The following is an 18448-nucleotide window of genomic DNA, read 5'->3' as shown; positions in this document are numbered from 1 at the left end:
TTCCACGCCGTGAATTGCCTTACTTGAGCACGTGAGCAATCGCATTGGCGACGACGTCGAGGTTGCGCGTATTGAGCGCAGCCACGCAGATACGGCCGGTGCTGACCGCATAGATGCCGAACTCTTCGCGCAGACGATCCACTTGCGCAGCCGTCAGACCCGAGTACGAGAACATGCCGCGCTGTGCGTTCACGAAGCTGAAGTCGCGATCGACGCCGCTTGCCTTCAGGCGCTCGACGAGACCATTGCGCATTGCGCGGATACGATCGCGCATTTCGCCCAGTTCGCTTTCCCACGTCGCGCGCAGTTCCGGCGACGCGAGCACGGCCGCGACCACCGAGCCGCCGTGCGTCGGCGGGTTCGAGTAGTTGGTGCGGATCACGCGCTTCAGTTGCGACAGCACGCGCGCCGCTTCTTCCTTGCTCGAGGTGATGATCGACAGTGCGCCGACACGCTCGCCGTACAGCGAGAACGACTTCGAGAACGACGACGACACGAACACGTTCAGTTCCTGCGCCGCGAACAGGCGCACGGCTGCCGCATCCGCTTCGATGTTGTCGCCGAAGCCCTGGTAGGCGATATCGAGGAACGGCACGAGATTGCGCGCCTTGACGACCTCGACGACCTGCTTCCACTGTTCGACGCTCAGGTCGACGCCGGTCGGGTTGTGGCAGCACGCGTGCAGCACGACGATCGTGCCCGCCGCATAGCTGTTCAGCGCACTCAGCATGCCGTCGAAGTTCACGCCGTGCGTCTGCGCGTCATAGTACGGATACGATTCGACGACGAAGCCCGCGCCTTCGAACAGCGCGCGATGGTTTTCCCAGCTCGGGTCGCTGATCGCGACCTTGCTGTTCGGATTCACTCGCTTCAGGAAGTCCGCGCCGATCTTCAGCGCCCCCGTGCCGCCCAGCGCCTGCGCCGTGACGACGCGGCCGGCCGCGATCAGCGGCGAGTCGTTGCCGAGCAGCAGCTTTTGCACGGCGGCATCGTAAGCGGCGATACCTTCGATCGGCAGATAGCCACGCGGCAGCGCGGCATCGACGCGGGCCTTTTCCGCCTCGCGCACGGCGCGCAGCAGCGGAATCTTGCCTTCTTCATTGAAGTACACACCAACGCCGAGGTTGACCTTGGTGGCGCGCGTATCGGCGTTGAAAGCTTCGTTCAGGCCCAGAATCGGGTCGCGGGGAGCTAGTTCGACGGCGGAGAACAGAGACATGATGGGTGGGCAGCAGTAGTGAATAGAGGGCGGCTTCGCGGGCGGGCGGCCTCATCTGGAGCGTCGGCGGCGTTTCGCGTGTGCGGCGTCAGTTCGACGAAACGCGAAAATCGGGGACGGCCTATGGACAGCGGCGAGCGAGCGCAACTTCGCATTGTAACGAATCCGGGCGCTTTTTTCGGACGACCAGATGGCCCAAGGGCAATTATTTGCTTGAAAAACAGGCACTGGGAGCCATGTGGCAGAAAGGAATTCGAGCGGACGGGGCGGTTTCGACCGCGCGACCCGGCCAAGGTGCGCTGTCCTTCGCCTCGCGCACAAGTCCGCAAAGGGCCATGACACGCCGCCGCCCGCACGGCCAGCGCCTCCCTACGTAACCCCGCTCGATCTTCGCTTTCCGCAACCCGTTAGAATGATTCTTTGCCCAAGGCCGGTGCCGCCCCTCATGTCCGAACACCATCTGACTGAAGCCGACGATACGCTCGACGAATCCAAATTCATCACGTTCGACGGTTCGCCGTTCAAGCTCTACCAGCCGTATCCGCCCGCCGGCGACCAGCCCACGGCCATCGAGACGCTCGTCGAAGGCGTCGGCGATGGTCTCGCGTTCCAGACGCTGCTCGGCGTGACCGGCTCCGGCAAGACCTTCACGATGGCCAACACGATCGCGCGGCTCGGCCGCCCGGCGATCGTGTTCGCGCCGAACAAGACGCTCGCCGCGCAGCTGTACTCGGAGTTCCGCGAGTTCTTTCCGCGCAACGCGGTCGAATACTTCGTCTCGTACTACGACTACTACCAGCCGGAAGCGTACGTGCCGCAGCGCGATCTGTTCATCGAGAAAGACTCGTCGATCAACGAGCATATCGAGCAGATGCGGCTTTCGGCGACCAAGAGCCTGATGGAGCGGCGCGACGTGGTGATCGTCGCGACGGTGTCGGCGATTTACGGTATCGGCAATCCGTCCGAATACCACCAGATGATCCTGACGCTGCGCACCGGCGACCGGCTCGGCCAGCGCGATGTCATCTCGCGGCTGATCGCGATGCAGTACAGCCGCAACGAAGCCGACTTCCAGCGCGGCTCGTTCCGCGTGCGCGGCGATACGATCGATATCTTCCCGGCCGAGCACGCCGAGATGGCGGTGCGCGTCGAGCTGTTCGACGACGAAGTCGAAACGCTGCAGCTGTTCGATCCGCTCACCGGCCGCGTGCGGCAGAAGATTCCGCGCTTTACCGTGTATCCGTCGTCGCACTACGTGACGCCGCGCGACACCGTGCTGCGCGCGGTCGAAACGATCAAGGCCGAACTGCGCGAGCGGCTCGAGTTCTTCTATAGCGAAGGCAAGCTCGTCGAGGCGCAGCGGCTCGAGCAGCGCACCCGCTTCGACCTTGAAATGCTGCAGGAGCTCGGATTCTGCAAGGGCATCGAGAACTATTCGCGACATTTCTCGGGCGCGGCGCCGGGCGAGCCGCCGCCGACGCTCGTCGATTACCTGCCGCCCGACGCGATCATGATGCTCGACGAATCGCACGTGCTGATCGGCCAGCTGAACGGCATGTACAACGGCGACCGCGCGCGCAAGGAAAACCTCGTCGACTACGGTTTCCGGCTGCCGTCGGCGCTCGACAACCGGCCGCTCAAGTTCAACGAGTTCGAGCGCAAGATGCGCCAGGTCGTGTTCGTGTCGGCGACGCCCGCCGATTACGAGAAGAAGACGTCGGGGCAGGTCGCCGAACAGCTGGTGCGCCCGACCGGCCTCGTCGATCCCGAAATCGAGGTGCGGCCGGCGCGCAGCCAGGTCGACGACGTGCTCGGCGAGATCAACGAGCGCATCAAGGCCGGCGATCGGGTGCTCGTCACGACACTGACCAAGCGGATGGCCGAGCAGCTCACCGAGTTTCTGGCCGACCACGGCATCAAGGTGCGCTATCTGCACAGCGACATCGACACGGTCGAGCGCGTCGAAATCATCCGCGATCTGCGTCTCGGCGCGTTCGACGTGCTGGTCGGCATCAACCTGCTGCGCGAGGGGCTCGATATTCCCGAGGTGTCGCTGGTCGCGATTCTGGACGCGGACAAGGAAGGCTTCCTGCGCGCGGAGCGTTCGCTGATCCAGACCATCGGCCGGGCGGCGCGTAACGTGAACGGCAAGGCGATCCTCTACGCGGACAACATCACCGACTCGATGCGTCGCGCGATCGACGAAACCGAGCGGCGCCGGGCCAAGCAGATCGCGTTCAACGCCGCGCACGGCATTACGCCGCGTGGGGTCGTGAAACGGATTCGCGACATCATCGACGGCGTGTACAACGCCGACGAAGCGCGCGCCGAGTTGAAGGAGCAGCAGACCCGCGCGAAGTTCGAGGACATGTCCGAGAAGCAACTCGCCAAGGAAATCAAGCGCCTCGAAAAGCAGATGATGGAGCACGCGAAGAATCTCGAATTCGAGAAAGCCGCGCAGACCCGCGACCAACTGGCGCTGCTGCGTCAGCGCGTGTTCGGCGCGAATGTCGGCGATCACGTGTCGGGCGTCGACTGATTGACGTTTCCCTTCCACCGCTTTTGTTCACCATGAAAGGGCGCGGCCGCTCGCCACGCCCTTTCTCATTGGCCAGTACCTGAGCTCCCGCGGGAGCCGTCCGGAGCAGTCACTTTGGCCGTGACGAATTCCTTCCCACCTTCCTCGACACACAAAGATCTTCTTAAGCGAACCTTAAAACCATGCTGGCATGAGGCCGAGCGCACTAACGGGTTTGTTCTCATCAGCGATCGATGATAAACTCAACCAATATTGAGAATGGTTCGCATTTAAATTTACATCTGTCTTGCGGCCCCATGTTTCAATGAAATCGAGTCCAGTCTGATAAAAACAAGGAGCATCAATGCGGATTTCTTCCTTTGTGCGGGGTGGCGCGGCAACGGTAGCCGCAGTCGCGGCGCTGTCGGCCTCGGCCGCCGAATATCCGATCGGCAAGCAGCAGATCCAGGGTGGCATGGAAATCGGCGTGGTCTACCTGCAGCCGATCACGATGGAGCCCGAAGGCATGATGCGCAAGGCGTCGGATTCGGACATCCATCTCGAGTCCGACATTCACGCGGTCAAGAACAATCCGACCGGTTTCGCCGAAGGCGACTGGATGCCTTATCTGCAGGTGCGCTACGAACTGACGAAGGCCGGCTCGAACCAGCCGTTGAAGGGCGACCTGATGGCGATGGTCGCGAACGACGGTCCGCACTACGGCGACAACGTCAAGCTGCAAGGCCCCGGCAAGTATCACCTGAAGCTGATCGTCGAACCGCCGATGCAGATGGGCCACATGGCGTTCGGCCGCCACGTCGACAAGGAAACCGGCGTGGGTCCGTGGTTCAAGCCCATCACGCTCGAATATGACTTCACCTTCGCTGGCATCGGCAAGAAGGGCGGTTACTGATCGGCTTGATGCAAACGCGGTCGCTCGACGTATCAGTGAATGCAGCAGACGGCGCGCGGACAGTCGGTGTGATACCCGGCGTTGGCGCGTCGCGTTTTCCGGAAAGGGCAATGGGAATCAACCGAAAGATCACGATGCTTGCCGCCACGTTTTGCCTGGCGGCCACGGCTCACGCAGCCGATCTGCCGACCTTCAAGCTCGAAATGAACGACGGCAAGCTGAACCCGGCCCGCATCGAAGTGCCCGCGGGGCAGCGTATCAAAATCGAAGTGCGTAACACCGGCAAGGGCGCGGCGGAATTCGAAAGTGTGCAATTGCGTAAAGAGAAGGTGCTGGCGCCGGGCGCCGATTCGTTCGTCGTGATCGCCCCGCTGGAGCCAGGCGAATACAAGTTTTTCGACGACTTTCATCAGCAGGCGCAGGGCGTGATCGTCGCGAAGTAAGCAGTGGTCTCGATCGGCGGCGAGACGCCGCGGGAAGCGGGCGCAGTCGTTCGAGCGAGACAACGGAAGCGGGCAGTAGAAGGATCGAAGGGAGAGCTTGAATGGGTCAGATTCTGTTCATCGTGTGGCGGGAAAGTGTCGAAGCGCTGCTGGTCGTCGGCATCCTGTACGCGTGGTTGAAAAATGGCGACGACGACGCGCGCCGCGGCCTGCCGTACCTGTGGGGCGGCCTGGCGGCCGGCGTGATCGCGGCGGTCGCGCTCGGCGCGGCGCTGGTCGGCTTCACCGAGGTGCTCTCCGGTGACGCGCAGGATTACTTTCAGACCGCGATGGTGCTCATCGCCTGCGTGCTGATCGTGCAGATGGTGCTGTGGATGAAGCAGCACGGCCGCACGCTGAAGCGCGACATGGAACAGTCGCTGCAAAAGAGCAAGCGCGATTCGAACTGGTGGGGTGTCGCGCTGCTGGTCGCGCTGGCGATCGCGCGCGAAGGCAGCGAAACGGTCATCTTCCTGTACGGCCTCGGCTTCGGCCAGTCGGGTCATGTCGATGGCAGCCAGATGCTCGCTGTCGCGATCGGTCTCGCGCTCGCATTCCTGACCTTCTACGTGTTGCAGCTCGGCGGCAAGATCATCTCGTGGCGGGTCTTTTTCCGCGTCACTGAAATCATGCTGCTGTTCCTCGGCGCGGGGCTGTTCCAGACCGGCATCGACAAGCTGATCGACAAGGAAATCCTGCCGACGCTCGTCGACCAGCTGTGGAATTCGTCGGCGATCCTCGATGATTCGAGCACCTTCGGTTCGCTCGTCGCGACGCTGACCGGCTACCGTGCGCATCCGGCACTGATGAATCTGCTTGCCTATGCCGTCTACTGGGCGGTCGTTTATCTGCTGGTGCGCCGCGCCACTCGCAAGCCCGCGCAGCAAACAGCAGGGCGCGCGGCATGAGCGCCGTGATGGCTTCGCGGCCGGGCCGCCTCGCGGCGGTCGGCCAGTGGATGCAGCGCCATGGCGCGGTGATTCGTGGCATCCAATGGGTCGTGGTCGCGGTGTACGCGTTCCTGATCATCGCGCCCGCGCTGATGCCGCTGCCAGACGATACCGCGCATCTGTGGAGCAACCTGACGCTCGCCGCGCAGTTCGTGTTCTGGGGCATCTGGTGGCCGTTCGTGTTGCTGTCGATGGTGATGCTCGGCCGCGTCTGGTGCGGCGTGCTGTGCCCGGAGGGCGCGCTCGCCGAGTTCGCGAGCAAGTACGGCCGCGGCCGCGCGATTCCGCACTGGATGCGCTGGGGCGGCTGGCCCTTCGTTGCGTTCGGCATCACGACGATCTACGGCCAGATGGTGAGCGTCTACCAGTATCCGAAAGCGGTGTTGCTGGTGCTCGGCGGCTCGACTTTCGCGGCCATCGTGATCGGTCTGCTGTACGGACGCGAGAAGCGCGTCTGGTGCAAATACCTGTGCCCCGTCAACGGGGTTTTTTCGCTTCTGGCGCGCCTCGCGCCGTTTCACTACAAGGTCGACGAAGACGCGTGGCGCCGTTCATACACGAACGGCGAGCATGGGCACCGGGTGATTCCGATCAACTGCGCGCCGCTCGTGCCGTTGCGCAACATGAAGGGCGCGGCCGACTGCCATATGTGCGGCCGCTGCAGCGGACACCGTGATGCGATCGAGCTGACGTGGCGCAAGCCGTCGACGGAAGTCGTGCAGTTGGGCGACAAAAAGGCGAATCCGTGGGACACCGCGCTGATCCTGTACGGCCTGCTCGGCATCGCGATCGGTGCGTTCCACTGGACCGTGTCGCGCTGGTTCATCGACCTGAAGATGTTCGCGGCGACCTGGCTCGTCGATCACGACATCACGTGGCCGCTCGAGACCAATGCCCCGTGGTTCCTGTTCACGCATTACCCCGACCAGAACGACGTGTTCTCCTGGCTCGACGGCTCGCTGCTGATCGGCTACATCCTCGCGACGGCGCTCGTCTATGGCACCGCGCTGCTGCTGTTGCTGACGGGCGCCACGCGCATGCTCGGGCGCTTCAACGCAACGCGGTTGCATCACTTGACGCAGGGGCTGATTCCGATTGCGGGCGCGGGTGTGTTCCTCGGTTTGTCGGCGACGACGCTGTCGCTGCTGCGCGCCGAGCACGTGTCGCTGTGGTGGGCGTCGGATCTGCGCATCGCGATTCTCGTGATTGCCAGCGCGTGGAGCGCATGGCTCGCGTGGCTCGTCACGCGTCGCTATAGCGAGCACTTCGTGCGGCGCGCACTGGCGATGCTGTGGTTCGTCGCGGCGCTGGCGGTCGTCAATAGCGCGTGGTGGCTGATGTTCTGGGGCTGGGCGTCGAAGTAAGTGTTTGGCCTGTGTTCGGTGCGAACGCAGGCGCAAGCGCAAGGAAAAAGCCGTGGGATGTTGCCATCCCACGGCTTTTTCATTTTCATTTCCATCTTCAGCGATGTGCGTCGTTGCGCAGCCGCTTTCGAGTGAGAACCAAAAAAACGGCCTGGCTTGCTGCGACGGCTGGCTTGGTGTCTGCACGAAGGGGTCTAGTTCTCGCGTGCAAGCCGTCGTGGCTGGCTAATGCCTAACACCTCTCGGGGAGGTGGTCCCCACAATACCCGGTACTTACTTCGTGTTGCGTTGCTACTTCGTCAGGATCAGCTTGCCGAGGCGCGTCGCACGTAACTGGTACGTCTCGCCGTTGTGCACGATGCTGATGTGACTATGGCCTTGCAGCAGCGCATCGCTGCGCACGACCCGTTCCGCCGTCTCGCCTTGGCCGGCGGTGCGTTCCGCGGTGGGCTTCGCCGCTTGCGCGGTCGTCGTCGACGGCTTCGTGCGGCTGGTTAGCGCGGCCGCCGAGCGGCGCAGGCTGAGCGTGGTGGAGCGAGTCATATCGGTCATTCGTTCTAGCTTGTTCGTCGATTCGATGGGGCGATTCTAAATGATAACTATTCCTATTTACAAGGGCGAGAAATTCATCGGATTCGACTGCTGATAGCTGAATGAAATGTGCGGCTAGACGACGACCTTGGGGGCCATCCTGGACATGGCCCCGCAGCGGCGGCGGGCGAGACGCCCGTGCGGTTTCTCAGTGCAACGGTCCCGGTTCCTGTTTGGTCGCGACGTACTGGCGGATCAGTCGCACCGTGTCGATATCGTTCTCGCGATACGCGGACTTGACGATCTCCTGCGTCCGCACGGCGTCCTGATCGGTCGTGGAGACGGGCAGCGTGGTCGCGTACTCGAAGCGCAGGAACAACTGCAGTTCGTCGGGTTGCTCGATCGTCATCGTCAGTGAGCCGCCAACGTGTTCGGCGGTCGGCAGGATGTCGTAGCGCACGCTGTCGCTTTCCTGCAGCGTGACGCGATCGCGCACCGTGGCCTGGCCGTAGTGCAACTCACGCTCGAGCACATTGCCGTCGCGCGACAGGATCGTGCAGCTGTCGAGACCCATCACGAACAGTTGCGGCTGCTCGGCGCGCAACACGAGACCTTCCCACAGCTGCTCGCGGGTCATCGATTCGACGAGGGGATTCAACGGATCGTTGATCTGAATGAGGTGTTCGAAATTCAAGTCGACTGCGTCCTATGAAAATATTGCAATGCCCGTGGCCCGAACGGGCGACGTCCGACCGTCCTATGCATCGTCTGGTGCGCCTGTTAAGCGACGGCGAGCGCGGAGCGGATCGAGATCGTGTGCGTGAGGATCTTGTGCACCGGGCATGCATTGGCAATTTGCAAAAGCCGTTCCCGCTGCTCGTCGGACAGTTCGCCATCGAGCATGATCTGACGGTCGATCGTCGAGCCCGCGTCGCCGGTTTCCATCGACAGTTTGACCCGTACGCCCGCGAGCGGCCAGCCTTTGCGCTGCGCGTACATCTTTAGCGTGATCGACGTGCACGCGCCGAGGCTCGACAGCAGCAGCGAGACCGGTGTCGGGCCGCGGTCGCCGCCGCCTAGCGATTCGGGTTCGTCGGCAATCCATGTGTGCTTGCCGTCGTCGAACACGACCTGGAAATTCGTCGAACCGATGTGGGCGGTGACGGTGGGCTCTGCCATGCGCGCTCCTGTGATAGCGATCATATTGGGTCGCGCGCCTCGGACTGTTGCATCAACGCGGCTCGCGCGACATGAGCCGATATTGTGACCGAATTTACCGGTGTTCGCGCCCCGAGAGGGGCGATCTGGCGGCGCGCGTTAGCCGGTCAATGCGTGATCGCGCCCATCCGCCCGGCCTGATAGTCGACCACCGCCTGACGGATCTCGTCCTCGGTATTCATCACGAACGGGCCATAGCGCACCACCGGCTCCTTCAGCGGCACGCCGCCGAGCAGCAGCACTTCGAGCGGTTCGTCGCCGGCCGTGATGGTCACCGTGTCGCCGTCGTTGGCGAACACGACCATCGTGCGCGCGTCGAGGTCGGCTCGCGCGTCGCCTTCGCCATACACGCCCTTGCCGGACAGCCCATACGCGAACACGCGATAGTCGGCCGGCACCGGCTGGCGGATCGTCGCGCCCGGCTGCAGAGAGAAATGCTGATACAGGATCGGCGTACGCGTTTCGATCGCGGCCTTTATGCCGAGCGCCTCGCCCGCGATGACCTTGACGCGCACCCGGCCGTCTTCGGACGTCGCGACTGGGATGCGTGCCGACGGGATTTCCTGGTAGCGCGGCGCGATCATCTTGTCGCGACGCGGCAGGTTCACCCATAACTGCAGGCCGTGCACGCGCCCGCCGGTGCGCGTGAATTCCGGGTCGGGCATTTCGCTATGCACGACGCCCGCGCCCGCGGTCATCCACTGGACGTCGCCGGCGTGCAGCGTGCCCGAATGACCCGCCGAGTCCTTGTGGCCGAACTGGCCCTCGAGCACGTAGGTGACCGTCTCGAAGCCGCGATGCGGATGATCGGGCGCGCCGATGGCCTCGCCCGGCGCATAGTCGACCGGCCCCATTTCGTCGAGCAGCAGGAACGGATCGAAGTCCATCAGCAGACGCGTCGGAAACGGTCGATGAACGACGAATCCGCCGCCTTCCACCGTGCGAACCGACGGAAACGTGCGTTCGATCGTACGTGACGTAGTCATCAATATCACCTCGAAAAATGGGGAATAGCGTTATTTCTGAAACATGGAGCTATTATAGGGACCGTTTTTCGCGGTGCCAGCCGCCCCTCAGCAATGGATTGTTCTGTTTACGGAACGATGAGATGAAGATCGATTCACACAACCTGAACGACCTGATGTATTTTTCGCAGGTCGTCGAACATGGCGGATTTTCCGCCGCCGAGCGGGTGTTGGGCATCTCGAAGTCGCGCCTGTCGCGCCGGCTCACGGAGCTGGAGGCGTCGCTCGGCGTGCGGCTGTTGCAGCGTTCCACTCGCAAGCTCGCGCTGACGGAAGCGGGGCAGCTGTTCTACCAGCACTGTCAGGCGATGCTCAGTGAAGCGCAGGCGGCGGTCAATGTCGTGCAGCAGTTGCGCTCGTCGCCGCGTGGCACGGTGCGCGTCAGCGTGCCGGTCACGATCTCGCAGACGATTCTGTCGACGATCCTGCCGGAATTCATGCACCGCTATCCGGAAGTGCGCGTCGTGATGCGCGTGACCAATCGCGTGGTCGATCTGTTCGAGGATTCGATCGACGTCGCGCTGCGCGTGCGTTCCGATCCGCCGGAAAACGCGAACATCGTCGTGCGGCCGCTGTGGCGCACCGAGCAGATGCTGGTCGGCGCGCCGAGCCTGCTGCAGCAGAATGCGCCGCCGTTGACGCCGGCCGACCTGAACCGCTTCGAAACACTCGACGTGCCGACGAGCGACGGCCGCCACGTGTACAACCTGATCTCGCCCGACGGTACGCGCCATGCTCACGAGCACGAGCCGCGTCTCGTGACCGCCGATCTGATGACGATTCGCGAGGCGGTGCTGGCCGGTGTCGGTATCGCCGCATTGCCCGAGATGATGTATGGCGCCGCGTTGAGGGCGGGACTGTTGTCACCCGTGATGCCGGGCTGGAGTTTTCCGACGCCGCAGTTGTACGCGGTGTTCGTATCGCGTCAGGGCATGGTGCCGGCCGTGCGCGCGTTCGTCGATTATCTGGTCGAGATGCTCGATCCCGACGAAGGTAAGCACATCATGGGCGAGTGTCCTGCGCACGGCAACAAAACGGTGGCGCAGGCATCGGTTGCGGCGGCGGCTCCGGTTGCGTCGACGGTGGCTTAATCAGGCGCTTGAGGAAACTCAAGAGTCGCACGGTACGCTGCGGCCGCTATCGCGCTTCGCAAATCGCTTTTAGCATTTAAGCGTGGCCTGTTATGGTTACTTTCAATGGCCGTTTGCTTGAATGCGTGCGCGCACAGGAATATAGTGAAATCCCTTTCGCTAAGGAGTCTCCTATGCGAAAACTCATGGCCGCTATCATAGCGGGCCTGATAGGGCTGACCGCGTTGTCCGTGTCGACCACGGCCCTCGCATGCGGTGATAAAAGCTATCAGTCTTCGGCCGATGGCAAATGATCCCGCCGCCCGAAGGCGCCGAGCGCGCACAAAAAAGGCCTTCATCCGACGATGAAGGCCTTTTACTTTCTGGCCGTGTTTCAACGGGTTTTCGCGTGGACGAGCGTTCCCGCTTCGCGTGCCACGCGCCCCGTTACTTCGCTTTGGGCTGCGTGACGAAGCCGATCTTCGTCAGTCCGCCAGCCTGCGCGGCGGACATCAACTGAGCGACCTTCTCGTACGGCACCTTGCGGTCCGCATCGAGATGCAGTTCCGGCTGCGGGCTCGCCTGCGCGGCCGCGGCGATCTTCGCGGCGAGCGCTGCGTCGTCGACCTTGGTGCTGTCCCACAGCACGTTGCCGTCCGCGTCGATCGACACCGTCACCTGCGCGGGCTTCGTGTCTTCCTTCTGACTGCTCGCATGCGGCAGATCGATCTTGACCGCGTGGCGGATCACCGGAATCGTCACCATGAAGACGATCAGCAGAACCAGCATCACGTCGACGAGCGGCGTCATGTTGATCTCGTTCATCAGGCCGTCGTCATCGTCTCCGGCGAAAGGGCTCATTGCCATTGGAGTGCCTCGTCGATCAGTTGGCGCGGGTCGCGAGACGCAGGCCGTCGCCGCGCTTGGTCGACGACAGACGGGCACCCGTTACGAAGAACGCATGCAGGCCGTGCGCGAAGCGGCTCAGCTTCGCGACGATCGCCTTGTTGGCGCGCGTCAGCGCGTTGTAGCCGAGCACCGCCGGAATCGCGACGAACAGACCGAACGCGGTCATGATCAGCGCTTCGCCGACCGGGCCGGCAACCTGGTCGATCGACGACTGGCCGCTCGCGCCGATCGCGAGCAGCGCGTGATAGATGCCCCACACGGTGCCGAACAGGCCGACGAACGGCGCGGTGCTACCGATCGACGCGAGAATCGCGAGACCGCTCTGCATGCGCGCGACGCTCTCGTCCATCGTATCTTTCAGGCAGCGCGTGATCCAGTCCGACACGTCCATGCGGTCATGCAGATGCGGCTGCGTCTGGTGATGATGGTCGGCCGCTTCCTGGCCCGACAGCGCGAGCGCGAGGAACGGATTGTCATACGGCGTCGAGGCGCCGCCGCCGAGCTTCTTCACGCCGTCGGCGAGATCGTCCGAATGCCAGAACGCCTGCTCGGCGTTCTTCGTCAGGCGCTTCAGGCGCACCACATTCCAGCCTTTGACGACGATCACGCTCCACGACATCACCGACATGATCAACAGTGCGAGCGCGATACCGCGCGTCACGAAATCCCCTTGCGCCCACACGTGCGCCAATCCGTAGTTTTGCATCGCAATTCCTCGTTTTTCAAAGCTTGCTTCAGTCGGTCAGATTGAAGTTGAAAGGCTGGGTGTACGCGGCCCTGGCGGGCTCGCCGTTCTCGAGATACGGTTTGCAGGCGCTCGCGCGCACGGCGGCGACGGCCGCGTCGTCGAGACGGCTAAAGCCGCTGCTCTTCTTCAACTCGATGCTTTCGAGCTTGCCGGTCAGGCCGACCACGAAATGGACGTACGCCGTGCCGGCCTCGCCGCGGCGCCGCGACAGCGCAGGGTAGTCCGGATGTGCGATGTTGCAATCGAGATGCGACACGTTCTTTGGCGCACTGATGTCCATCGTCTGTTTGCCGATCGCGGGCGCTGCCGCGGCGGGCGGCGTCGCCGGTGTGGCAGGCGCGGGTGGTGTCGGATCGGGCGCCGCGACCGGCGTCGGCGACGGAGCAGCGGCCTCGGGCAACGGAGTCGGAGTGGGAGTCGGCTTTGGCGTGGGCGCTGGCTTCGGCTGGACTTTCGGCTTCGTATGGACGGGCGGCGTCGGCTGAGTCGGCGGCGGTGCGATCGATTGCAGCGCGGCCGGCGCGGCGACCGGTGCGGGCGGCAGCAGCTCGGCGGTCATCACGTGCGATTCGAGCGCGACCTGCACCGGCTCGTGACGCAGCGTCATGATCACGGCGAGCAGCGCGACGTGTACCGCGGCGACCACGGCGGTGGTCGTCAGCACGCGGGAATTCGGGCGGGTGGACGACGCCAGCGGGGCGCCTGCGGAAACGGGGTGCGGAGCCTGCATGGTCAGTGTGGCAGCGCACCGTTCGGGCGGCGCGGCGGACAGGACATCGTCATGTTCGGAAAATCAGCAGCGAAATGAACAAAGTAGTCACGAAACCAATCAGCAATTCCATCTCGAACTCCTTTCGAAGGGGAGAGCGGAGTAGCTGGCTGGTACGAATACTGGCTTGCTGACGGCAGTGAGATAACCCGGTACGGCGGACTGTACTGCGGTTTTGTTGCAGACATGCGGCACTGTCAATGTCACATTAAGCGTTGCATTAAATGTGCATGAAGTATAGGGGCTTTGGGACACAGACACGGCTTGCACCGCGCCCCGCTAGCTAATTCAGGCTGCCTTGCGCTCGTAGAACGTGACCTGCACGACCTCGGCGATGCTCTGCACTTGCTGATGACGCTCGACTACACCGCAACGACTCGCGCACACGCCGCTTTGCAGCATCACGTCGCGCACGGATTCCTCGCATTTGCCGCAGCACGAGGCGACGCCAAGTTCAAACTGCAACTCGTCGAACGAGTCGATGCCGTCCGCGATCGAAGAGCGGATGGTGCGGTCGGAAACGGATTTGCAAACACAGACGATCATGGCAGGCGTCATAAGCTAACGTTAATGCGAATTATTATCATTTTGTTCGGTTCGTTTGACAAGCGTCGTCTGCGGTTTTTTGTAACAAAACCAGCCTCTTAGAATGGATTTCGTCCGAAGAACCGGCAGCGGGTGAGCGAGATCCGGCTCTAGGCGGCGCGGGAATCCGATGCGGCTGTGCGGCGGGAGGGTATCAAGACGTGCTCGACCGCAGCCTCGATCCGCAGCAGTGTGGCGGCCAGTTGCTGCTGATGGATGCCGTCGTCGGTGGAGTAGAAGCGTGGTAGCGGCGTGCTTGCAGCCGGCGTGACGGCGCGCAGGCCGTGCTGCTCAAGCACGCGTTCGAGTTGGCGAGCGATCGCCACGCTCGTGTCGATCAGCGCGAGCCGCTCGCCGACGATGTCGCGGATCGCCGCGTCGAGAAACGGGTAATGGGTGCAACCGAGCACCAGCGTGTCGGCGCCGGCGTCGAGCATCGGTTGCAGATAGCTGCGCAGCAGTGCGCGCAGCTCGGCCGAGCCGACGTCGCAGCGCTCGACCGCCTGCACGAGCCCGTGCCCTGGCTGGCAGAGAAAGCGGCAATCGGCGGCGTAGCGTTCGAGCAGTCCTTGGAAGCGGGTGCTGCGCAGCGTCGCCTGGGTCGCCAGCACGCCGGCGACGCGGCTCCTGGATTGCAGTGCGGCGGGCTTGACGCCCGGTTCGACGCCGACTAGCGGAATCGGCAGCTTTTCGCGCACCAGCGCGATCGACTGCGCGGTCGCCGTATTGCACGCGACCACGAGCGCCTTCGCGCCTCGTGCGGCGAGCCATTCGCCGATCGCTAGCGTGCGGTCGGTGATGAAGTCGTCGTCACGCTCGCCATAGGGCGCGTACAGCGAATCGGCGACATACAGCAGCGCCTCGTCAGGCAGTTGCGCGCGCACCGCGCGCAGCACCGACAGTCCGCCGAGCCCCGAATCGAAAATACCGATCGGCGCCTGCGACGCGGCGCCAGCGGCAACACTGCGGACAGTCGGGGACGGCGCGGGGACGGGCATAGTGAAGAAAACGAGCGTGACGTGATGGTCGAAGAAACAGGCGGAGCCAGGGGCAAAGCGCGAGCAAGCGCGCAAGTATATCGCCCACGCGCCGCTACCTCGCGGGATGCTTCAAGGTGCCTCGCTCAGGACTCGACCGAGCCCATCGCGCTTTGCTGGTAGTTCTGGATACCGACCTTGTCGATCAGATCGAGCTGGGTTTCGAGCCAGTCGATGTGCTCTTCGGTGTCGTCGAGAATCTTCGTGAAGATTTCGCGCGAGATGAAATCGCGCACCGATTCGCAGTAGGCAATCGCCTCCTTGCAGGTGCTTTGCGAAATCTGTTCGAGCTTCAGATCGCATTCGAGGATCTCTTTGGTTTCCTCACCGATCAGCAGCTTGTGCAGGTCCTGCAGATTTGGCAGACCGTCGAGCATGAAGATCCGTTCAATCAGCATGTCGGCATGCTTCATTTCGCCGATCGACTCGTCGTACTCGTGCTTGCCGAGCTTATCGAGGCCCCAGTGACCGTACATCCGCGCATGCAGGAAGTACTGGTTGATCGCGGTCAGCTCGTTCTTCAGCTGCGCGTTCAGATATTCGATGACCTTCTTGTCGCCTTGCATGTTATTTCCTTTTTCGGGGACCTTGAATTTCCAACAACAATAAACGCCATGCCCCAAAAAGCCAAGAATCCGACACAAGTTTTGGCGGCGTTTGCGGCCTCTTGCGTGCGGCGCCTTGCGCATGCGCGATGCGGGGCAAAAAAAAGCCGGGACCGCAGCCCCGGCTTTTCGACCGATCCGAGTGGCGCTAATTTCGACTCATCAAGCCGTGGCGACCGGAATCTTGCCGATCTTGGCCTGCCATTCCTTCGGGCCGGTCTGGTGCACGGAGGTGCCGTTCGAATCGACGGCGACCGTGACCGGCATGTCTTGCACGTCGAACTCGTAGATCGCTTCCATGCCGAGGTCTTCGAACGCGAGCACCTTCGCGCTGCGGATCGCCTTCGACACGAGGTACGCGGCGCCGCCCACGGCCATCAGATACGCGGCCTTGTGCTTCTTGATCGCCTCGATCGCGACCGGGCCGCGCTCGGCCTTGCCGATCATCGAAATGAGGCCGGTTTGCGCGAGCATCGTCTCGGTGAACTTGTCCATCCGCGTCGCGGTGGTCGGGCCTGCCGGGCCGACGGCTTCGTCACGTACCGGATCGACCGGGCCGACGTAGTAGATCACGCGGTTGGTGAAATCGACCGGCAGCTTCTCGCCCTTCGCGAGCATGTCGGCGATGCGCTTGTGCGCGGCGTCGCGGCCCGTCAACATCTTGCCCGACAGCAGCAGCGTCTGGCCCGGCTTCCAGCCGGCCACTTCTTCCGGCGTCAGCGTGTTCAGATCGACGCGTTTGCTGGTTTCCGTGTTCGGTTCCCAGTGCACCTTCGGCCATGCGTCGAGCGACGGCGCTTCGAGTTTGGCGACGCCCGAGCCGTCGAGCGTAAAGTGCGCGTGGCGGGTTGCCGCGCAGTTCGGGATGATCGCGATCGGCTTGGACGCGGCGTGCGTCGGCGCTGCCATGATCTTCACGTCGAGCACCGTGGACAGGCCACCGAGACCCTGCGCGCCAATACCGAGCGCGTTGACCTTCTCATGCAGCTCGACGCGCAGCTCTTCGATCCAGTCCTTCGGTCCGCGTGCGATCACGTCCTGAATGTCGATCGGGTCCATCAGCGATTCCTTGGCCATCAGCATCGCTTTCTCAGCGGTGCCGCCGATGCCGATGCCGAGCATGCCCGGCGGGCACCAGCCGGCGCCCATCGTCGGCACGGTCTTCAGAATCCAGTCGACGATCGAGTCCGACGGGTTCAGCATCGCGAACTTCGACTTGTTCTCCGAGCCGCCGCCCTTGGCCGCGACCTGCACGTCGACGGTGTTACCCGGCACGATCTCATAGTGGATCACGGCCGGCGTGTTGTCCTTGGTGTTCTTGCGCGCGCCTTCGGGCGGGCTCACGATCGATGCGCGCAGCACGTTGTCCGGGTTCAGGTAACCGCGGCGCACGCCTTCGTTGATCATGTCGGTGACGCTCATCGTGGCGCCGTCCCAGCGCACGTCCATGCCGACCTTCACGAACACCGTGACGATGCCGGTGTCCTGGCAGATCGGGCGCTTGCCTTCGGCGCACATGCGGCTGTTGGTCAGGATCTGCGCGATCGCGTCCTTCGCTGCCGGGCTCTGTTCGAGCTCGTATGCGCGGCCGAGCGCTTCGATGTAGTCGAGCGGATGGTAGTAGCTGATGTACTGCAGCGAATCAGCGATGCTCTGGATCAGATCTTCCTGTTTGATGACGGTCATGGCTAGCTCAGTGGGGAGGCGCTTGTTTTCGGATCGCAGCGGGTGCGGTCAGTCTTGCGCCTTCAGGGGAGTGGAAACCTTGATGCCGCCCACGGCGTGCAATGCCGCGGGCTCTTCGAAATGCTTGGGATGCGTGTGCGTGGTGAGGCGGTCGACGAGCGCCATCACGAGCGCGGATACGAGGAACGTGACGTGGATGATCACCTGCCACATGATCGTGTGCGTCGTGTTCTGGTCGGGGCTGATGAAGGTCTTCAGCAGATGGATCGACGAGATGCTGATCAGCGCCATCGACAGCTTCACTTTCAGCACGCCGGCGTTCACATGATCGAGCCATTCCGGTTCGTCCGGATGGCCGTCGAGGCCGAGGCGCGACACGAACGTTTCATACCCGCCGATGATCACCATGATCAGCAGGTTCGAGATCATCACCACGTCGATCAGGCCCAGCACGACGAGCATGATGCTGGTTTCGTCGAGCTTCATCGCGTCGGACACCAGATGCCAGACTTCCTTCAGGAACAGCACGACGTAGACTGCCTGCGCGACGATCAGCCCGAGATACAGCGGCACCTGCAGCCAACGGCTCATGAATACGAGGTGGGGCAGCGCGCGCATAGGGCGGCGCGGACGGGCGGAGGCGGGTCGCGAAGCGGACATAGGCAACGGTCAGATGAAGCGGGGGTGACGGAACACGGGCCAGGCGCCGACGGCGGTGCGGGGCGCGGCCATCGGAGGATCGCGAGACTCGCGTCGGGCGCCGTATTGTACAGCGTCGGTCGAATCTGCTGCTCTGCGGCGGGCAGCGCGCCCGCCACG

Annotated in this window: 19 protein-coding genes; 6 read left to right on the top strand and 13 right to left on the bottom strand. The window is 63.1% G+C overall.

Annotation, left to right across the window (positions count from 1 at the left end):
- Positions 1–19: 19 nt before the first annotated feature.
- A complete protein-coding gene (locus AB3X86_RS31120) occupies positions 20–1219 on the bottom strand; it encodes an amino acid aminotransferase (protein ID WP_176109087.1) in 1200 nt (399 codons plus the stop codon).
- Between the two features lie 445 nt (positions 1220–1664).
- Here AB3X86_RS31120 and uvrB point away from each other — a divergent pair, with 445 nt between their 5' ends.
- The 5 genes from uvrB to AB3X86_RS31095 all read left to right on the top strand — a co-directional run bounded on the left by uvrB (position 1665) and on the right by AB3X86_RS31095 (position 7446).
- Complete coding sequence (uvrB, locus tag AB3X86_RS31115; protein WP_368598904.1) at positions 1665–3758, top strand: excinuclease ABC subunit UvrB; 2094 nt, start codon at positions 1665–1667, stop codon at positions 3756–3758.
- A 343-nt stretch (positions 3759–4101) separates the two neighbouring features.
- Entirely contained in the window at positions 4102–4650 is a 549-nt protein-coding gene (locus AB3X86_RS31110; protein ID WP_176382354.1) for an iron transporter, read from the top strand.
- A gap of 110 nt (positions 4651–4760) precedes the next feature.
- A complete protein-coding gene (locus AB3X86_RS31105) occupies positions 4761–5093 on the top strand; it encodes a cupredoxin domain-containing protein (protein ID WP_013088988.1) in 333 nt (110 codons plus the stop codon).
- A gap of 101 nt (positions 5094–5194) precedes the next feature.
- The gene (locus AB3X86_RS31100; protein ID WP_176109084.1) at positions 5195–6040 is read left to right on the top strand and encodes an FTR1 family protein; all 846 of its coding nucleotides are present in this window, start codon (positions 5195–5197) and stop codon (positions 6038–6040) included.
- Complete coding sequence (locus AB3X86_RS31095) at positions 6037–7446, top strand: 4Fe-4S binding protein (protein WP_368598903.1); 1410 nt, start codon at positions 6037–6039, stop codon at positions 7444–7446. The genes AB3X86_RS31100 and AB3X86_RS31095 overlap by 4 nt, the downstream gene beginning before the upstream one ends.
- A gap of 291 nt (positions 7447–7737) precedes the next feature.
- Here AB3X86_RS31095 and hemP read toward each other — a convergent pair whose 3' ends face one another.
- The 4 genes from hemP to AB3X86_RS31075 form a co-directional block, all read right to left on the bottom strand.
- The gene (gene hemP / locus AB3X86_RS31090; RefSeq protein ID WP_176109082.1) at positions 7738–7998 is read right to left on the bottom strand and encodes a hemin uptake protein HemP; all 261 of its coding nucleotides are present in this window, start codon (positions 7996–7998) and stop codon (positions 7738–7740) included.
- A gap of 187 nt (positions 7999–8185) precedes the next feature.
- On the bottom strand, positions 8186–8671 hold the full coding sequence (locus AB3X86_RS31085; RefSeq protein ID WP_176109081.1) for an SRPBCC family protein: 486 nt from the start codon (positions 8669–8671) through the stop codon (positions 8186–8188).
- A gap of 86 nt (positions 8672–8757) precedes the next feature.
- Positions 8758–9156, bottom strand: coding sequence for an OsmC family protein (locus AB3X86_RS31080; protein WP_018432407.1), 399 nt, complete (start codon positions 9154–9156; stop codon positions 8758–8760).
- Positions 9157–9302: 146 nt separating this feature from the next.
- Positions 9303–10181, bottom strand: coding sequence for a pirin family protein (locus tag AB3X86_RS31075; protein ID WP_176123512.1), 879 nt, complete (start codon positions 10179–10181; stop codon positions 9303–9305).
- A gap of 122 nt (positions 10182–10303) precedes the next feature.
- Here AB3X86_RS31075 and AB3X86_RS31070 point away from each other — a divergent pair, with 122 nt between their 5' ends.
- The gene (locus AB3X86_RS31070; protein ID WP_176123511.1) at positions 10304–11311 is read left to right on the top strand and encodes a LysR family transcriptional regulator; all 1008 of its coding nucleotides are present in this window, start codon (positions 10304–10306) and stop codon (positions 11309–11311) included.
- A 426-nt stretch (positions 11312–11737) separates the two neighbouring features.
- On the opposite strand, the gene AB3X86_RS31065 is transcribed toward AB3X86_RS31070, so the two are convergent.
- The 8 genes from AB3X86_RS31065 to AB3X86_RS31030 form a co-directional block, all read right to left on the bottom strand.
- On the bottom strand, positions 11738–12157 hold the full coding sequence (locus AB3X86_RS31065; protein WP_368598902.1) for an ExbD/TolR family protein: 420 nt from the start codon (positions 12155–12157) through the stop codon (positions 11738–11740).
- 16 nt (positions 12158–12173) lie between these two features.
- Positions 12174–12905 (bottom strand): MotA/TolQ/ExbB proton channel family protein, encoded by a 732-nt coding sequence (locus tag AB3X86_RS31060; RefSeq protein ID WP_368598901.1) that lies wholly within the window; start codon positions 12903–12905, stop codon positions 12174–12176.
- Positions 12906–12933: 28 nt separating this feature from the next.
- Positions 12934–13677, bottom strand: coding sequence for an energy transducer TonB (locus AB3X86_RS31055; protein WP_368598900.1), 744 nt, complete (start codon positions 13675–13677; stop codon positions 12934–12936).
- A gap of 327 nt (positions 13678–14004) precedes the next feature.
- Positions 14005–14262 (bottom strand): bacterioferritin-associated ferredoxin, encoded by a 258-nt coding sequence (locus AB3X86_RS31050; protein WP_176109074.1) that lies wholly within the window; start codon positions 14260–14262, stop codon positions 14005–14007.
- Positions 14263–14411: 149 nt separating this feature from the next.
- Positions 14412–15299, bottom strand: a complete 888-nt coding sequence (murI, locus tag AB3X86_RS31045) for a glutamate racemase (protein ID WP_368598899.1) — start codon at positions 15297–15299, stop codon at positions 14412–14414.
- Between the two features lie 125 nt (positions 15300–15424).
- The gene (gene bfr / locus AB3X86_RS31040; protein ID WP_176109072.1) at positions 15425–15904 is read right to left on the bottom strand and encodes a bacterioferritin; all 480 of its coding nucleotides are present in this window, start codon (positions 15902–15904) and stop codon (positions 15425–15427) included.
- 201 nt (positions 15905–16105) lie between these two features.
- Positions 16106–17629, bottom strand: coding sequence for a fumarate hydratase (locus tag AB3X86_RS31035; RefSeq protein ID WP_176123504.1), 1524 nt, complete (start codon positions 17627–17629; stop codon positions 16106–16108).
- A 48-nt stretch (positions 17630–17677) separates the two neighbouring features.
- Positions 17678–18247 carry a TIGR00645 family protein gene (locus AB3X86_RS31030; RefSeq protein ID WP_217709947.1) on the bottom strand — a complete coding sequence of 190 codons (570 nt, stop codon included), beginning with the start codon at positions 18245–18247 and terminating at the stop codon, positions 17678–17680.
- Between the last annotated feature and the right edge of the window lie 201 nt (positions 18248–18448).

Origin of the sequence: Paraburkholderia sp. BR14374 (genome assembly GCF_040948685.1) — a bacterium.
Taxonomy (GTDB): domain Bacteria; phylum Pseudomonadota; class Gammaproteobacteria; order Burkholderiales; family Burkholderiaceae; genus Paraburkholderia; species Paraburkholderia youngii.
The sequence above is the reverse complement of the archived record's forward strand: the minus strand, read 5'-3'. Positions and strand labels throughout refer to the sequence as shown.

Excerpts from the sequence above, each read along its gene's own strand:
- hemP (WP_176109082.1), bottom strand. The coding sequence starts at position 7,998 with ATGACCGATATGACTCGCTCCACCACGCTCAGCCTGCGCCGCTCGGCG.
- AB3X86_RS31100 (WP_176109084.1), top strand. The coding sequence starts at position 5,195 with ATGGGTCAGATTCTGTTCATCGTGTGGCGGGAAAGTGTCGAAGCGCTG.
- AB3X86_RS31075 (WP_176123512.1), bottom strand. The coding sequence starts at position 10,181 with ATGACTACGTCACGTACGATCGAACGCACGTTTCCGTCGGTTCGCACG.
- AB3X86_RS31035 (WP_176123504.1), bottom strand. The coding sequence starts at position 17,629 with ATGACCGTCATCAAACAGGAAGATCTGATCCAGAGCATCGCTGATTCG.
- uvrB (WP_368598904.1), top strand. The coding sequence starts at position 1,665 with ATGTCCGAACACCATCTGACTGAAGCCGACGATACGCTCGACGAATCC.
- AB3X86_RS31105 (WP_013088988.1), top strand. The coding sequence starts at position 4,761 with ATGGGAATCAACCGAAAGATCACGATGCTTGCCGCCACGTTTTGCCTG.
- AB3X86_RS31050 (WP_176109074.1), bottom strand. The coding sequence starts at position 14,262 with ATGATCGTCTGTGTTTGCAAATCCGTTTCCGACCGCACCATCCGCTCT.
- AB3X86_RS31030 (WP_217709947.1), bottom strand. The coding sequence starts at position 18,247 with ATGCGCGCGCTGCCCCACCTCGTATTCATGAGCCGTTGGCTGCAGGTG.
- AB3X86_RS31065 (WP_368598902.1), bottom strand. The coding sequence starts at position 12,157 with ATGGCAATGAGCCCTTTCGCCGGAGACGATGACGACGGCCTGATGAAC.
- bfr (WP_176109072.1), bottom strand. The coding sequence starts at position 15,904 with ATGCAAGGCGACAAGAAGGTCATCGAATATCTGAACGCGCAGCTGAAG.
- AB3X86_RS31110 (WP_176382354.1), top strand. The coding sequence starts at position 4,102 with ATGCGGATTTCTTCCTTTGTGCGGGGTGGCGCGGCAACGGTAGCCGCA.
- AB3X86_RS31055 (WP_368598900.1), bottom strand. The coding sequence starts at position 13,677 with ATGCAGGCTCCGCACCCCGTTTCCGCAGGCGCCCCGCTGGCGTCGTCC.
- AB3X86_RS31095 (WP_368598903.1), top strand. The coding sequence starts at position 6,037 with ATGAGCGCCGTGATGGCTTCGCGGCCGGGCCGCCTCGCGGCGGTCGGC.
- AB3X86_RS31070 (WP_176123511.1), top strand. The coding sequence starts at position 10,304 with ATGAAGATCGATTCACACAACCTGAACGACCTGATGTATTTTTCGCAG.
- murI (WP_368598899.1), bottom strand. The coding sequence starts at position 15,299 with ATGCCCGTCCCCGCGCCGTCCCCGACTGTCCGCAGTGTTGCCGCTGGC.
- AB3X86_RS31120 (WP_176109087.1), bottom strand. The coding sequence starts at position 1,219 with ATGTCTCTGTTCTCCGCCGTCGAACTAGCTCCCCGCGACCCGATTCTG.
- AB3X86_RS31060 (WP_368598901.1), bottom strand. The coding sequence starts at position 12,905 with ATGCAAAACTACGGATTGGCGCACGTGTGGGCGCAAGGGGATTTCGTG.
- AB3X86_RS31080 (WP_018432407.1), bottom strand. The coding sequence starts at position 9,156 with ATGGCAGAGCCCACCGTCACCGCCCACATCGGTTCGACGAATTTCCAG.